Genomic DNA, 14,589 nt, shown 5'->3' with positions numbered 1-14,589 from the left:
TAGGCTTTCCACCTAAAAAAGAAAGGTCGCTCTGACTCTGCGTCTCTTCCCCATCACTTATTTTTATACGATAGCAGTCACTCAAAATTAACACTCCTTAATCTAAAACTATTATTAGGGGTTAGAATAGATTCTTTTAATTGTCTGACCATCAATACGGACCTGATAAAGTATTTCAAATGGTCTTGTAGATCCACTATGATATTTAGGGACTACCCTCACAAAAACCTCTTTACCTAAAATCGACAACTGTGTGCCCCGTGGTTAATAGAGAAATAGATCTAGGAAACAAAGGAGACTCTTTAATACCAGCTAAAGCTCTTTTGAACGCATTCTTAATAACATCCGGATGCAGCACCTTCATCATCCCGCGGAAAGCGTCGACGGCTTTGTCTCCCATCTTTAAAACCTTCGAGCCTTTAATGATGGCTTTGCCGCCCAATCCCGCTAGTTTTGCAGGCGGAAAGATGGTGAGTGCTGTCCAGCCAACAGCCTGTAGCTTGTCCCATCCATCGAGTTTTTCACCGGTTACCGGGTCATACTCGGCAAAAATACGGACGACGTCGTTTACACCGACGAGCTCCATGCCCCATTCCTTTGCCTTGCCAAACCAACCCTGGTCAGCTTCACGAAACTGGGCTTCGGTTCGTTTCACGACTTCCTGTGCATTGTTAAGCAATGTCTTATAATGCTCGAGCTTTTGAATAAGGCTATGATAAAGTCCGCCGGCACTTGTATGGTTTACATCCCAATATGTCGCATGGAGGATATCATAGTTCCATATTAGCGCATCTTTTATGTCGTCGCACTGATCTTCTAATTTCTCTATATCATTGGCCAGAGCTTCGACTTCATCGGGCTTGACGTTTATTTGACTCATCGAGTTTCTCCTGCCTCTCCATTTCATTTGCCATTTCTCTTAGCCGGGCGGCTTCCCTTTTTAACGCTTCCTTCAATTGTTCTCCTGTACTTGCCGAAGCAAAGTAGTGCTTGCACTTTCTGACATGATTTGCAGGTATGTACCTTTGCTTTTACTTCCCCACGTATCCCCTTTTGTCAGCACACGGTTTCGACCCCATCTAAGCTGGTCGAGCTTTTGCATCGATTCATTCACTTTGTGCGAATACCAATCCAGCATCCTGCCTGCATCCTGTATTTTTGCTTATCAAAAATCATAACATCACCGCCTGCTCTATCTCTGTCATTCTATTGTAAAAAAGAAAAAGGGATGGAGGTACTAGACTAAGTTACTAAAATTTGCTAAAACAGGGTGATAAGACTAGACAAAAGGGTGCCAGGCACCGAGATTACACAAGTGTGTAAAACCGGTGCCTGGCACCCTCAATCTTTAAACCTTCGTGAGAAATGCTTCGTGAGCGGTGGATGGGTTTTCGAACCAGCGGGCGATTTTATCCGCTTTTTGCTGATCTTCTGCAGCACTGAGCAGCATCTGAACGATATGGCCGGGAAGAGGCTGAGTCATCGCGTTCGTCCACTCTGTCACCTCTTTAACAAACGGCTTGATCCGTTCCCAGTATAAACGTCCCATCTCTTCATCCCAATTATCCGCATGCTTATGTTCGATCAGCAGGTCAGATAATTTTTCCGCACAATAGGATGAGAGATTGCTTCCCTGTCCGGTGATCGGATCGTTAAGAATCACGCTGTCTCCACAGCCCAGGTACAGCCTGCCGTTCCTGTTGAGATAAGGGATACGTACTTCAGGTGTAATCGCGATCTGTAAGAAGCCGTTCTCATCACATAGGGCAAACTCTAAATCCACTATTCGCTCATGGATGTGCGGGAAAAACATCTCAACGGCTTCTCTCATTTTAATCGTGAATGCTTCAGGTGTCTTAATGCCTTTAAACATATCCAACGGCCCCTGTGGAACGGCTGTAATGAAGAGGATGGTAACAGGACCGTACTCCGTTTCAGACGGAATCTCAAACATCTCCCCGAGTTCCGGGATCACCGTCACATTGACCCCAAGAGGAGAGATGGGCTTTACTCCTTTAAAATATCCTACGATACACTTACGCTGTGGGGTTTGAAACGGGGTAAGTTCTTTTTCAATCGGAAACGGGACAAGAGGGCCGTTTTTCCCTGTACAGTCAATGACCAGATCAAATTCGTCACGGAATTCTTCAATGTCCTCTTTTTCCACCTTCCTCTGCTGAAAGGAAACACCCGCTCTTTCCAAATCTTCAGCATAGCGAGAGTAAGCCAGGCGCTGATCGACGGATAAACCTGTTTTTTCAAGCATCCCTGCAAACAGCTTTTGATCCCCGACCGTGATATGAATACTTTCAATCAATGAATTGCTTTCCCATTTCGGCATATGAAAACGTTCCTCGCGGGCACGTGTCGGCCCGAAATGTACCTGCGTGGACATGATCCGGCCGCTGAGCAGCTGTTCTGGTGTACGATGACAAACCATGATGACTTCAAAATCATCCTTTAAAGCGTAAGCCAGCTGCAATCCGGCCGTTCCGCTTCCTACGATCCCAATACGCTTTTTCAAAAGCTTCAACTCCTTTTTTAAATTTCCCTATGCCTAACTTTCTTCCTTCAAGGCTCAAGTCCTTTTTCACTTTTAAAAACAGTAAATATGAACAGGTATCGACAGATTATTTCCTAGGAAATTCGACTTATTCCCCATTCTTCCGAACCCTGTTACCATTTACAGACAAATAAGGTTGTAATTCGGTAAAATTATGTATATTATAGGAAAAATCCGTTTTTTTCTATGATATGATATAGAAAAAAATAGAATAGATGAAGAGGTGAATCATGATTAGAGGGGAGAAAATAAAATATTTCAGAGAAAAAAACAAACTTACCCAAAAAGAGCTCACTTCTGGCATATGTTCAGTTCCCTACCTTAGTAAAGTCGAGAACAACAGCATCGTCCCTTCTCGGGAAATTCTTATTTTGCTTTGCAAAAGGCTGAATATAGAATACGATGAGCTGCTGCAATCCTCCTCAACCGATGGCATCAAGAAGATGATTTTTGACTGGTATGAAGATATAAAAGCGAGAAACCGGCCGGCCTCCTACGAACATTATATAGCGATTGAGAAGAAGATTAAAGGCATCTCCGACATAGAACTCTTAACGATGTTTCACCTGGCTGCGACTCGCCATTTTCTTCTTATAAGGGATTTTAAACAGGCAGAAGAACAGCTGGCTTTTGCTGAAAAATACATGGCGTATATGCCAAAAGAGATTGAAGCATACTATTTTTACTTTTCAGGTTTGAATGAATACTTAAAAGGACGCTTTCAAAAAGCGCTGGAGCTGTATTTAAAAGCAAGCGAGTATGTGAATGAGCCGGAATACCATTACCAGCTTGCACTCATCTACAGCCGGTTGGGCAAGATCACACTTTCCATCTTTCACTCCGAGCGGGCGATGGAAGAGTTCAATAAAAACATCCTATTTTTTAAAGTGGTCGATTGCTATATCCTGTTGGGCATCAACTACAACCGGATCAATGAACATGCTACTGCCCTCTCTTATTTTAAAAAGGCGCTGAAAGGCATAGAGTCCCTGCCGGACATCGGCCATTTAAAAGTACATATCTATCATAATATGGGGATTGTCTATCATAAGCAAAAGAAACCGTGGGAAGCGATCGATTACTTCCTAAAATCACTGAATGTCCGCAATGAACTGAAAGGCGGGGAGCTTACGATCTACCTTCTCGCCAGTAACCTTTTTCAGCTGAATGAAGTTGAGGATGCCACCCGCTGGATTGAAAAGGGGCTCGTGCTCTTAAAAGGGGAATTGAATGAAACCCATTGCTTGCTGAAGATCCTCCAATTTCAGGTGCAAAAAAGGCGTAACGAGGAGGACTATAAAATCTTTCTGGAGGAGACCGCCCTTCCGATCTTCAAGCAAAAGGATGAATTCATGTACATCCGTATGTGCTATGAACAGCTCGGAGATTATTATTACCGAAAGAAACAATACAAACGCTCAAGCGAATACTACTGTGAAGCCAACAGCGTCGAGAGCTCTTTCATTTAAAAAATAGGTGCGAATAACCAGGTGCCAGGCACCGCCTTTACATACTTGTGTAATAGCGATGCCTGGCACCAAACAAAGTTCCCTTTCCAACTGAAAGGGGATGAAAGATCACTTCATAAATTCGGGATTGCTTTTCAGGAAATTCTGCCAAGCTGCCAAAATCCCCTGCTCAATTTCTTCTCTCGGTGCGCTAAGACGCTCTTCTGTTCCGCCGTAGCCAACCTCCACTTTTTCTTTTTTCAGTCCATCAAAAATGGTATCCGCAAAATCATCCACCGGAGCGCCGAACGTATGCAGCCCGACACCGCCTAGATCCGTATTCACCGCTGGCGGCAGAATTTCCACTACCTCGATATTCGTGTCTTCGAGCTGATGTCTCAGTGTCAGCGTAAAGGAATGCATGGCCGCTTTCGTAGCACTATAAATCGGAACCCAGACACCAGGCTGTATCGCCAGCCCTGACGTTATGTTCATGATGGCTGCCCTTTTTTGTTTCTTCAGGTGTGGAATAAACAGCATGGACAAATGGATAGGACCTTCAATATTGATCGCCATCTCCTTTTGATAATAACTCCAGTCATGGTCGGCGTTTTGCAAATTGACGCGCTGCTGAATGCCTGCGTTATTTACGAGTACATTGAGATCTGGAAATTCACTGGATGCCCATTCAAACAGAGAGATGCGTTCGTCTTCTTTGGAAACATCACACACTTTTGTGTGCAATTCCGGGTACTTCTCTTTGGCTTCTGCCAGTTTTTCTTCCCGTCTGCCTGCTACAATGACCTTGTTTCCTTCTTTTAAAAACCGCTCAGCGAAGGCCAGTCCGATCCCTGATGCTCCACCTGTAATCAAAATGGTATTTCCCGTTATATTCATTGCTGCTCCTCCTGACTGGGAATTTTAGGTTTATTTTATCAATCCCTCGCCTTTTACACAAACCATTGAACGCTTAAAAAAGAGACAGCCCCCTTAGAGGAACTGTCCTTGTTTCATTATTTCCAGGCGCCGAACCACGAACTCCACTTTTGCAAAATTTGTTCCTTCAGTGATGGTGACTCAACACCCTTCTGTTTATTATATTCATTGGAACCGGCAAACCCGATCAGCAGGATTCCCGCGATCAACAGGTAAACCCACCACGGCATGTTGCCCCAGTATGGCCGGGTCTGTACGAGTACGTTGACCAGCAGCACGATCAGGCCGCTGAAGAAGTAGCTTTTTTGTTTCGAAACAAAACCGTAAAGGATAGAGATGACGGCCAGTGTCCCAAGGATGATCGCATCGATGATCTTGTAGCTGTACATCGCATCGATCATGAGGATCAAAGAGATGACGCCGATCAAGCTGTATTGGACATACATGTTGACCTTTTCGGTGAGATTCCAGGTCTTTCTCGCCAGCAGGCAGCTGACCAGGATCCATGGCAGCACATACAGCTCAGTCATGAGATAGTCAGGGAAATCAATCATGTCGATGATCGTATAATAGGTTAATAGACTAACGAGCAGTGACAGCGTTTGAAGCACTTTTTGGGCGATGGGAACGACTCTGATCCTTCTCGAATGCTGATACAGCACTACCGCAATCAGCGTAAGCCCTGCGATGAACACCCATTCCACTGCCTGCATGCAGCCGGTCCATACATAGACGAGCCCTGCAATTCCGTACATATCCACTTTTTCATCGTTTTCCTGTTGATACAGTTTTTCATATAAGAACATGCCGACAGCTGTGAACAGGATACCGATCGCATACCACACGCCCGCACGGATCGGAGAAGAAAGACTGTAAAAATCCAATAAATGGGCCATCCCGATCCAGAAAAAAATCAGCGGGAAGGCTGCGGCTGTTCTCCAATAGCCTTTAAGAGAATGGAAAAACGCCATAAACACAAAGATGATAACCATAAAAAACCAAAGAGAGATCACGTCTCCGCTGTAATAGGAATCCGCCAGATATTCGGCCATCACCAAAATGGTGAACGGAACAATATACCATCGGAGACGTTCCTTCCACACTTTTGAGACAGCAAAATAAGCAGCCAGCAGCAACAGACTGTAAACAAGACGGTTCTCGTTAGGAAACCACTCATTGACCATAAATCCGAATGCAGCGGATAAAACCGTCAGTCCCGCGTAAAGACTGTATTTTCTCTCTGCTTCAAACGCGGAGCGCCACACGTATAAACCGTTTAGGACGGTCAGTAAGAGATAAGGCAGTGTTTCACCTGATGTAATAAAGTTATAGAATACGGCATAAAGCAGAGCTGCCTGGCTCACAATCACCGCCGGAAGATGGCTTTGGCGTTCCACCCGTTTTAACGCTTCATAGGAAACAAAGAGAAGCACCGAAATCGAGATCAGGGTAAGACGTTCGCTCAGCGGATCGGCCGCTAAGTGAAGCAGCGAATAAAAAACAAAGAACAACCCAGCCTGCACCACTCCATAACCAACGATCTTTTTAAAATAACGTGTTCCGACAAACATCATAAAAGTAAACAGCAGACTGCAGACGAGACGGATCCAGTCGGCTTCCGTACTGAAGGACGAAATAAAACTGGCCAGAGAAACGAACATGACACCGATCAATGCGTACTGACCGAGAGTGCGGTCACCTTTTTTCCAATAATGCAATGCAGCAAGCAGTACTGTGCCTATTCCTATCGCGAGCGAATGATCCGGATCAGGTATAAGCGCCATTCCCAATGAAAAGCCCGCAAAAAATAGAAAGACCGTAGCGCCTGCGGCGAACACTTTTTGAGTCATGCCATCTTCTGTTGTATAGTGCCTTGCCGCAAGTCCGGCCAGCAGCAGGGAAAGAACGACCGTCTGCCAAAACTCAGGAATCAACAGTGTCAATCCGAAACCTACGAGCAGGAATACTCCGCCCACATACAGACTGGGGCGGCGGATCGGCTGGATGAACTGGCCGATCACATACGTGGCCAATCCGGAAATCCCGACCGCCAGCGGCCAATACTCCATGCTGGACGAGCTGGTGAGATGATATACCTCCAACGCAGCACAGAAAATATAGAAAGGGGCGAGATACGTAAAGAGACGGAAAGCCGTGTTATAGCTTAAGTAAACAAAGTTCCCCGCGATAACGAGGTACCCGAGAAGCATCCATATGCTCCCCTCTCCGCTTGAAAGCATCAGCCCCTTTCCCGTCACGAGTAAAAACGCAAGGGCAGAGACAGCCCCGTTGGCGATCTGATAATACTTTTTCAGATTGCCCTTCGAATAACGGGCAACAGCGAGCAGCACAACAGGAACGATCGGGATAAGAACAAGGCTCAGACCAGCTCCCACCGCTTGTTCAACGAGCTGATAGAGTCCATACGAAATGAAAGCCATGAACAGGAGCTCATATTCAACCCGCTTGTTCACCATTCTCATCGCCAAATACAGTACAGCGGTTAAAACCAGGTTGAAGCTCTGAGAAAGCGGCTGTTCGAAAGAAATGATAATGAATAACGTCGATAAGATCAGATTGCTTTGAATAAAAATAGGCATTACCTTTTGATAGATATCTGCATCCTTCGCTTTTCGTACATGATAAAGATAGATATAACCCGCATTTCCAAGGGCATATGCAAAATAGAACACGTTTTTCTCAATGCCGAACGCCAAAAGAACAAACGCATAGCCGATGGCTGAGGCGATCAGCGTTAACCAGGCGAACAATTTGGATGAAAACGACTTCGTGAACAGCCAATAGACCGGCAGACAGATCAGACTGGTTACAGCCCCCAGCACATATTTTCCATCCCCTGAAAAACTGAGCCAGCTGCCGAACAGCTCAAAATATCCTGCCGACAGAATGGTGATCGGTACGAATAGCGCAAACAGTACAAAGAACGCAAAGGCAGTTTTCATAATGTGAAGCACCCGCTGTGACAGTGCACCGAGCCCTCCAAAAAGCGCAGCGATCCCGCCCACCAGCAATGTTTTCGTGAGAGAACTGAAAACATCCCAGTTGCTCGTTGCGAGGGTAAGCCCGCCGAGAAGAAGAAGCACGACGCCTGCTGTCATGAGCAGCGTCAAGTTTCGTTCCCGCTTTTGTTCCGCAGTGAGCGGCTTTGGTGCCGGTGGCGGAGGAACAGGTCTAGGCTTTGGTACAGGCTGAGCCTCAGGTACCTTATTCGTGAGGCCGGGCTCTTCGTTTTGAACATGTGGTGTTTCCTCCAACCGCTCCGGTTCAATAGCCGCCTGTACATAGAGCTCCTTCCCTTCCGCAAACCTCCTCTGGTCCTTTTCATAACGGTTGATCCCTTCAACCACCCTCAAATAATCTTCATATTTTAAATATCCTTTTTCCTTCAGCTCAAACAAGTCCTTGATCAATTCTGAACCCTTCATGCTACACCCCACTTTTGCATCAAATATTGCAGCTGAATATTGATTCATTCTATGTACCAACCACATTATACATCACTTTTGGAAATAAAAGGGTAGCTATGCAGAGATTTCTACAATAAACGAGCTTTAGAGGATACCCTCTAAAGCTTGGTTATTACGTCTATATTTCTCCAGCAAAGAGCGTTCCTTATGAGCGAAATATCCTAACGCCTTGCTACAAACCTTCCAACTCGATTCACTGCCTTTCCAGGACTGCTCCAAGAAAACTTTCTCCCCTATCGGTCGATCCAGCTTCCTCCTCCAAATAAGGCGGAGAAAAAGGAGACGAGCGAAAAGAGACCACACCATATAATAGGAATTAAGCTGACTGCAAAAAACAAAAACCGAAAAAATGAACCTAAACAACCCATTTAAGTAACCCTTTCTATTCTGTTAAGCCAGTTAAAAGACATTGTGATTTAACGGTCCTTCAAGATTAATGCTTTTTTTAACCTTTTTTCCTCTTCAAGCTTTTTTGCTTCCTCGAGCTTTCCTGCCTCTCAATCTCATGCGCTTGCTGTCTGAGCCTGGCCGCTTCTCTTTTTAACGCATCTTTCAACTGTTCTCCCGTACTGGCTGATGAAAAATGGGTGCTTGCCGCTTTTGACATGGCCTGCTTATAGCTCGCTTTGCTTTTGCTCTCCCTGTCTTGGGCTTTGGTCTGTACATGTGCGCGGTCACGTCCGAGGCTATCCAGGTTGTGCATCGACTCCGATACGTTGCCGGAATACCAATCTAGCATTTCCGCCTGCATCCTGTATTTTTTTGCTTGTCAAAAACATTTGATCACCGCCCGCTTGTTCTCTCTCTTCCTATTGTAATGAAGGTACACGCTCATATGAACTAGCTGTTATTAGTAAAATTAGGTAAATTCCCGGAAGTTTGTACCTATTACCGTGCGACATATTTCCTATTCCAGCTCCATGAGCCAATTATTCCTTGATTCAGTAAAACCAATTGAACTATAGTTGACCATAGGCTAAATTTCCCCGCGATCAGGAATTTTTTTACATGAAATTTTGTCGAAAATAGTAGAAATGTTTTGTTTTCAATCTACTGGAAAACCACTAAACTATTATGGGAGATAAAAAGATGTGCTTCATATGGAGGGAGAACAACCATGTTTTACATTGCATGCTGCCAGCAGCGAGGAGTTACTGCAGATTTTGAGGCAGCAAGGTTACTATATAATAAGAAGAAAGATTTCTGGGTAAGGGGGGAGCTGGATGCCTGAACCTACCCAGAAAAACAAGCGGTATATGCCGGGGATTGATGGACTGCGGGCGTTCGCTGTTCTCGCCGTCATCGCCTATCACTTAAATCTCGGATGGGCACCGGGCGGATTGTTGGGTGTCGGCATCTTTTTCGTGCTATCCGGCTACCTGATCACAGATTTAATCATCGCCGAATTCCATCGAACAGGAAAAGTTAACTTTAAACAGTTCTGGATCAGACGGGCACGCCGACTCCTGCCAGCCTTGCTGTCCATGCTGGCTCTCGTTATTCTTTGGGTCCTTCTTTTCGAACGTTCGTTTTTACTGGACCTCTGGGCTAATGTGCTTTCTGTTCTTACATACGTAAGCAACTGGTGGCTCATTTTTCACAAAGTGTCCTATTTTGCCCAGTTCGGGCCTCCCTCTCCGCTCAACCACTTATGGTCGCTGGCGGTGGAGGAACAGTTCTATCTCATATGGCCGCTCATACTGTTACTCGGCCTTCATTACATAAAAAATAAACAAGTGATTCTAAACAGCATACTGGCCGCAGCCATCATTTCAGCTATTGCGATGGCTGTCCTGTATACACCGGGAGAAGATCCTAGCCGTGTGTATTACGGCACCGATACGAGAGCTTTCGCACTGCTCATCGGAGCCGGACTTGCCATCGTTTGGCCGAGCAGAAAACTGTCCACCCGTCTCCCGAAAGAACAGCGCAAAGCACTCGATATTGTAGGAATACTCAGTCTCTTTGGCATTCTGCTCTTGATCGGATTCACCAGCCAATTCGATAGCTTTTTATATCGTGGCGGAATGGTCATTCTTTCCATTTTCACGTTGTTTGTCGTAGCGACTCTTGCCCACCCGTCCAGCCGGCTTGGCATGGTGATGGGATGCAAGCCGCTTCGCTGGATCGGTGTCCGGTCGTACGGAATCTATCTATGGCACTTTCCGGTTATAGTTCTATCCAACCCGGCACAGGAAAATGTTCATCCATCTGCATGGCTCAAAATCACTCAATTTGCATTAATCATTATTTTGGCCACGCTCTCTTGGCACTTTGTTGAGGAGCCGATCCGCCATGGGGCACTGCAACGATGGAGATCGAAATTAAACGTAACCACTCATTCCTGGAAACGCGCGACCCTCGTGCAAAAGTCTATCCTTGGCTGCTCTGCAGCGGTCATCGTCGTCATCTTTTTCACGGTTGTCGTCCCAACGCTTCACAAGCTCGAAGAAGGACAGGAAAAGAAAGCCGTGCAGGCCATCATGAACCCTGAACCTGTAAAACCGAAAGAGAAACCGAAGCATGAACAACCAAAACCGGAAGAGAAGCCAAAACCGGATTCTGGTCAAAAGCCTGATCCAAAACCAGCACCTGTCCCGCCGCCTAAACCGGCGGACGAACGAATCTCAGTTATCGGTGACTCGGTCATGGTGAACGTAGCACCTTATATTAAAGAAAAATTCCCCAAGGCAACGGTTGACGCCAAGATCGGCCGCCAGCTGAAGGATGCTTCAGATGTCATCGATCACATGAAGGCAAACGGAAGCCTCGGGCACACAGTCGTCATCGGGCTTGGAACGAACGGATCTTTCTCCAAAGATCAGCTCGTGAGCGTCCTCGATAAGGTCGGAAAAGACAAAGAGATCGTACTGATCAACAGCCAGGTTCCCCGTCCGTGGGAAAAGGAAGTAAACACAACGCTGGAGGAAGTCGCGTCCTCACATCCTCATACGAAGCTTGTGAACTGGAACGAGGCAAGCAACGGACAAACCTCATACTTTTATAATGACGGTGTCCATCTCAAGCCAGAAGGCGCATCCGCCTATGCAAAGCTTTTAGAAAAAGCCGTAAACTAGAATAATAGAAGAAAAAGAGAGCAACTGCTTAATCGCCGTTGCTTTTTGCCGGTGTTTGGTGTTTACTTGCAAATCGAAGACCATTACTATCGGTTCGACACGATTTACTGACGAAAACTCGAACTTTACTCACGGTTTTTCACCGTTATCTCACGGAAAATCCATGTTTACTCCCAAAACACATCATTTTCACAAATGGAGACGAAAAACTCCGGCTCATATACAAGCCGGAGTTACTTAGTTCTTTTTATCAAAAAACATGCCGTCACCCGAAACAGCCGCGTATGGGTTAGCATACTGTAGGGAGCTGGTTTTCTTTTGATTCATCAATGTGATGTCACGGCGAATCTCAGCGAGCTGGCGGTCGAGCAGAGGCTGAACCATCTCATCCAGTTGAAGGATGGTAAGCCCCATCCGCTTCTCTTCTTCTGTAAAAGTGACCGGGATTTCGCTAAGCAGTCTTTCCCGCTGATCCAGCAGCTCATTCAACCGCTCAATGTAGGGTTCACGCTCTTCCTTTGGAAGACCGCTCTTCACGTGACCATCCAGGTTGTGAGTGATTTCGAGCAAAACACTGATGGCTCCCATTATACTCTCCCCCCTTGGCCATACTGCTGACGGCGATGGATCTGGATAACTTCCTTCCATGTATCACGGAATTCGGTCACAAATCCCTCCACCTCACCCAAAATCTCCACGCTGCTTTGAATGTTCGCCTCAATCAGGCGGCGATGGATATAATCATACATCGGCATGAGAGTCTGGGAAACCGGAGCATCCATGTTCAACGTGACCATAAGCTCCTGGATGATTTTTTGTGCTTTTAATAAGTTGGTGTTCTCTTCAAGGTTTTTATTGTGAATGGCCTGCTTTGCCTGGCTAATAAACTTCAGACAGCCATTATAGAGCATCAATGTCAGTTCTCCGGGCGATGCCGTTTGAACCGAGTTGTTCTGGTACGACTGATATGGGTTTGGTAAAGACATCATGTCACTCCCTTAATGTATTGCTTGTTATTGGCTGAACTACTGTGACAGGTAGGCACTCTGCTGGTTGGAACGCTGAATCGCTTGCTCCATCGCGGTGAATTGGCTGTAATAGCGGTTCTCGATTCGAGTCAGCCGCTCATTGAACGCATCGATACGGGTATCCAGATCATTCAGTTCTTTCCCGATGACAAACTGGCTGTTGACCAGAAGGGAATTTCCCGCTTTATCCTTAATACTGTTAACCGCCTTGCCCAACGTATCGTACACTCTTTGCATGAGGCCGTTCTCACTGCTGACACTGCTCGTATTGGTGAAGAGCTTTTCAACTGAGGCAGGGTCATCTTCAATCGCCTTCTTCAATTTCGCCTCTTCAAGCACAAGCTTTCCGCCTTCAAGGTAATTACTTGAAGTGGTAATGCCTATCTTGGCTAACTGGTTATATTTTGGATTAATCGAACTATCTGTCACGGCGGCAAACATGTTCTGGCGCATTTCATTTAAAGCGGATGAAAGAATCGGATCACTCTTGATCAGCCCGCTCTTGGCCTTCTCATCCCAAAGCTCAGCCTGTTTATCTGTCATCGCTTCCCGTTCTTCATCTGACAGCGGATCATATTTTCGGTAACGTTCTTCTGAAATCTTATCTTTCACCTTTGAGATGGTCTCATTGTATTTATCGACAAATGCTTTAATATTTTTTACTACGTCATCCGCATTATTTCCCACGGCCAAGGAAACCGAACCCGTATCAAATTTTTGTTTTAAAGTGAAGGTCACTCCGTTCATGGCGAAGGTGTTGGAAGTGCGCTCCGTCTTAAGCCCATTGATGGTGAACACAGCATTTTCCCCACCGCTTTCAGTCACATTACCATCAAACCGTGCCGCCCATGTTAAGAAATCACCCGTTGTATTGATTTCATCACCGTTCGGATTAAAGTTTCCTGTGTGTGACCGGGTTAGCGTCATTCGGTCGGTTTGAGTATCATAAAAAGCAGTTACTCCAACATTGGATGAATTAATTTGATTAATGACCGTGTTTAATGACGTAGATCCGTTCACTGCGAACGTCTGTTTAACTGCTTTTCCGTCTGTATCATAGGTTTGAATGCCAAACGTCAAATAATTCTCTTTGTAGGTTGCTGATATTTCAGCGCCTTTTTCTAGATTATCGGCAAATGAGAGTAGGCCTGTCTTCTCGTCGACATATACATTCTTTGAACCGGTAGTGAGCAGGCTCTTATCACTGACCACTGTGTAATTCTCAACTGCTCCAGCTGATGTTTTTACTGCAACAGTCGTTAACGAACCAGACACAATTGAAGTTTTGGAAAGCTGGAAATCCTTCGTTTCGCCAGGTGCAGTAATAGTGTCTGTATGATCAGGTGTGAAGTACGTGGCCGATACTGAGCTGTTCGCCGCAAGCTGCTCACTAAACGTCAGCTTGCCGTCTTGACCGACAATAACTTGTCCAGGTGATTTAGGATCACTGAAGGAACTGACGACCTCATAGTCCTTCCCGTTTACCTTAACGGTACTGCTTAACAGCAATGAACTCTCTAAATTTTTTCCCTTTAATTGAATCGTATCGGTAGCTGTTCCAACGGTTTGTGTTTCTTTTTCAATACTCCCTTGTTTCCAATCAAATCCTGTGCTTGAGCTGTCTGCATAGCTGGCAAACTTCGTCATTTGATCATATAGGCCAGCATTGGCATCTATTTTCTCTGTAGATGATTTTGATAACGCTCCGGCGTTAACCTTGGTTGCTGCACTTGCCAGCTTTTCCACTGAAGAGATATTATAGGAAGCTGGATTTGCTGATGAACTGGCTGTTGCCGTGATTCGGCTCTCATCTGAGGTAGTTACCGTTCTTGCACGGTAGGAAGATGTCAGTTTCATGGAAAAGGACAAATCCTTCAGGCTTGAAAGAAGGGTATTCATCGATCGATAATCATCTTTTTGCCATTCCAGTAATTGTTTCTTTTGATTTAGTTTATCGAGCGGCAACCGCTGGGCCTTCATCATTTCTTTTACCATGGAATCAACGTCCATACCGCTGGCAAGCCCGCTAATGCGCAATGTACTCATTCA

11 protein-coding genes are annotated in these 14,589 nt (G+C 45.7%); 2 read left to right on the top strand and 9 right to left on the bottom strand.

Translation table 11 applies throughout. The annotated features are described in order from the left end of the window. Positions 1–232 precede the first annotated feature (232 nt). From ABHN01_RS04610 to ABHN01_RS04600, 3 genes are all read right to left on the bottom strand, one after another. Positions 233–880, bottom strand: coding sequence for a pre-toxin TG domain-containing protein (locus ABHN01_RS04610; protein WP_429874568.1), 648 nt, complete (start codon positions 878–880; stop codon positions 233–235). Between the two features lie 72 nt (positions 881–952). After that, positions 953–1,138, bottom strand: a complete 186-nt coding sequence (locus ABHN01_RS04605) for a hypothetical protein (protein WP_429874567.1) — start codon at positions 1,136–1,138, stop codon at positions 953–955. A 210-nt stretch (positions 1,139–1,348) separates the two neighbouring features. After that, a complete protein-coding gene (locus ABHN01_RS04600) occupies positions 1,349–2,524 on the bottom strand; it encodes a styrene monooxygenase/indole monooxygenase family protein (protein ID WP_429874566.1) in 1,176 nt (391 codons plus the stop codon). 269 nt (positions 2,525–2,793) lie between these two features. Between ABHN01_RS04600 and ABHN01_RS04595 the strand changes: the two genes are divergently transcribed. Then, the gene (locus tag ABHN01_RS04595) at positions 2,794–4,032 is read left to right on the top strand and encodes a tetratricopeptide repeat protein (protein ID WP_429874565.1); all 1,239 of its coding nucleotides are present in this window, start codon (positions 2,794–2,796) and stop codon (positions 4,030–4,032) included. A 108-nt stretch (positions 4,033–4,140) separates the two neighbouring features. On the opposite strand, the gene ABHN01_RS04590 is transcribed toward ABHN01_RS04595, so the two are convergent. The 3 genes from ABHN01_RS04590 to ABHN01_RS04580 all read right to left on the bottom strand — a co-directional run bounded on the left by ABHN01_RS04590 (position 4,141) and on the right by ABHN01_RS04580 (position 9,174). Further along, positions 4,141–4,908: an SDR family oxidoreductase gene (locus ABHN01_RS04590; protein WP_429874564.1), complete on the bottom strand. Its 768-nt coding sequence runs from the start codon at positions 4,906–4,908 to the stop codon at positions 4,141–4,143. A gap of 116 nt (positions 4,909–5,024) precedes the next feature. Beyond that, positions 5,025–8,393 carry a hypothetical protein gene (locus ABHN01_RS04585; protein WP_429874563.1) on the bottom strand — a complete coding sequence of 1,123 codons (3,369 nt, stop codon included), beginning with the start codon at positions 8,391–8,393 and terminating at the stop codon, positions 5,025–5,027. A gap of 487 nt (positions 8,394–8,880) precedes the next feature. After that, complete coding sequence (locus ABHN01_RS04580) at positions 8,881–9,174, bottom strand: hypothetical protein (protein ID WP_429874562.1); 294 nt, start codon at positions 9,172–9,174, stop codon at positions 8,881–8,883. Positions 9,175–9,658: 484 nt separating this feature from the next. Here ABHN01_RS04580 and ABHN01_RS04575 point away from each other — a divergent pair, with 484 nt between their 5' ends. Then, positions 9,659–11,512, top strand: a complete 1,854-nt coding sequence (locus ABHN01_RS04575) for an acyltransferase family protein (protein ID WP_429874561.1) — start codon at positions 9,659–9,661, stop codon at positions 11,510–11,512. A 237-nt stretch (positions 11,513–11,749) separates the two neighbouring features. On the opposite strand, the gene ABHN01_RS04570 is transcribed toward ABHN01_RS04575, so the two are convergent. From ABHN01_RS04570 to fliD, 3 genes are read right to left on the bottom strand one after another with little or no spacing between them, the layout of a single operon-like run. Then, on the bottom strand, positions 11,750–12,100 hold the full coding sequence (locus ABHN01_RS04570; protein WP_429874560.1) for a hypothetical protein: 351 nt from the start codon (positions 12,098–12,100) through the stop codon (positions 11,750–11,752). Further along, the gene (gene fliS, locus ABHN01_RS04565) at positions 12,100–12,498 is read right to left on the bottom strand and encodes a flagellar export chaperone FliS (RefSeq protein ID WP_429874559.1); all 399 of its coding nucleotides are present in this window, start codon (positions 12,496–12,498) and stop codon (positions 12,100–12,102) included. The genes ABHN01_RS04570 and fliS overlap by 1 nt, the downstream gene beginning before the upstream one ends. Positions 12,499–12,537: 39 nt before the next feature. Then, the gene (gene fliD, locus ABHN01_RS04560) at positions 12,538–14,586 is read right to left on the bottom strand and encodes a flagellar filament capping protein FliD (RefSeq protein WP_429874558.1); all 2,049 of its coding nucleotides are present in this window, start codon (positions 14,584–14,586) and stop codon (positions 12,538–12,540) included. Positions 14,587–14,589 lie beyond the last annotated feature (3 nt).

This window comes from Fictibacillus sp. NRS-1165, assembly GCF_050468105.1.
Lineage (GTDB): Bacteria > Bacillota > Bacilli > Bacillales > Fictibacillaceae > Fictibacillus_C > Fictibacillus_C terrinigri.
Note: the sequence above shows the minus strand (reverse complement) of the source record. Positions and strands in the feature narration are given on the sequence as shown.

Excerpts from the sequence above, each read along its gene's own strand:
- ABHN01_RS04595 (WP_429874565.1), top strand. The coding sequence starts at position 2,794 with ATGATTAGAGGGGAGAAAATAAAATATTTCAGAGAAAAAAACAAACTT.
- ABHN01_RS04570 (WP_429874560.1), bottom strand. The coding sequence starts at position 12,100 with ATGGGAGCCATCAGTGTTTTGCTCGAAATCACTCACAACCTGGATGGT.
- fliS (WP_429874559.1), bottom strand. The coding sequence starts at position 12,498 with ATGTCTTTACCAAACCCATATCAGTCGTACCAGAACAACTCGGTTCAA.
- ABHN01_RS04585 (WP_429874563.1), bottom strand. The coding sequence starts at position 8,393 with ATGAAGGGTTCAGAATTGATCAAGGACTTGTTTGAGCTGAAGGAAAAA.
- ABHN01_RS04580 (WP_429874562.1), bottom strand. The coding sequence starts at position 9,174 with ATGCTAGATTGGTATTCCGGCAACGTATCGGAGTCGATGCACAACCTG.
- fliD (WP_429874558.1), bottom strand. The coding sequence starts at position 14,586 with ATGAGTACATTGCGCATTAGCGGGCTTGCCAGCGGTATGGACGTTGAT.
- ABHN01_RS04590 (WP_429874564.1), bottom strand. The coding sequence starts at position 4,908 with ATGAATATAACGGGAAATACCATTTTGATTACAGGTGGAGCATCAGGG.
- ABHN01_RS04575 (WP_429874561.1), top strand. The coding sequence starts at position 9,659 with ATGCCTGAACCTACCCAGAAAAACAAGCGGTATATGCCGGGGATTGAT.
- ABHN01_RS04610 (WP_429874568.1), bottom strand. The coding sequence starts at position 880 with ATGAGTCAAATAAACGTCAAGCCCGATGAAGTCGAAGCTCTGGCCAAT.
- ABHN01_RS04605 (WP_429874567.1), bottom strand. The coding sequence starts at position 1,138 with ATGCTGGATTGGTATTCGCACAAAGTGAATGAATCGATGCAAAAGCTC.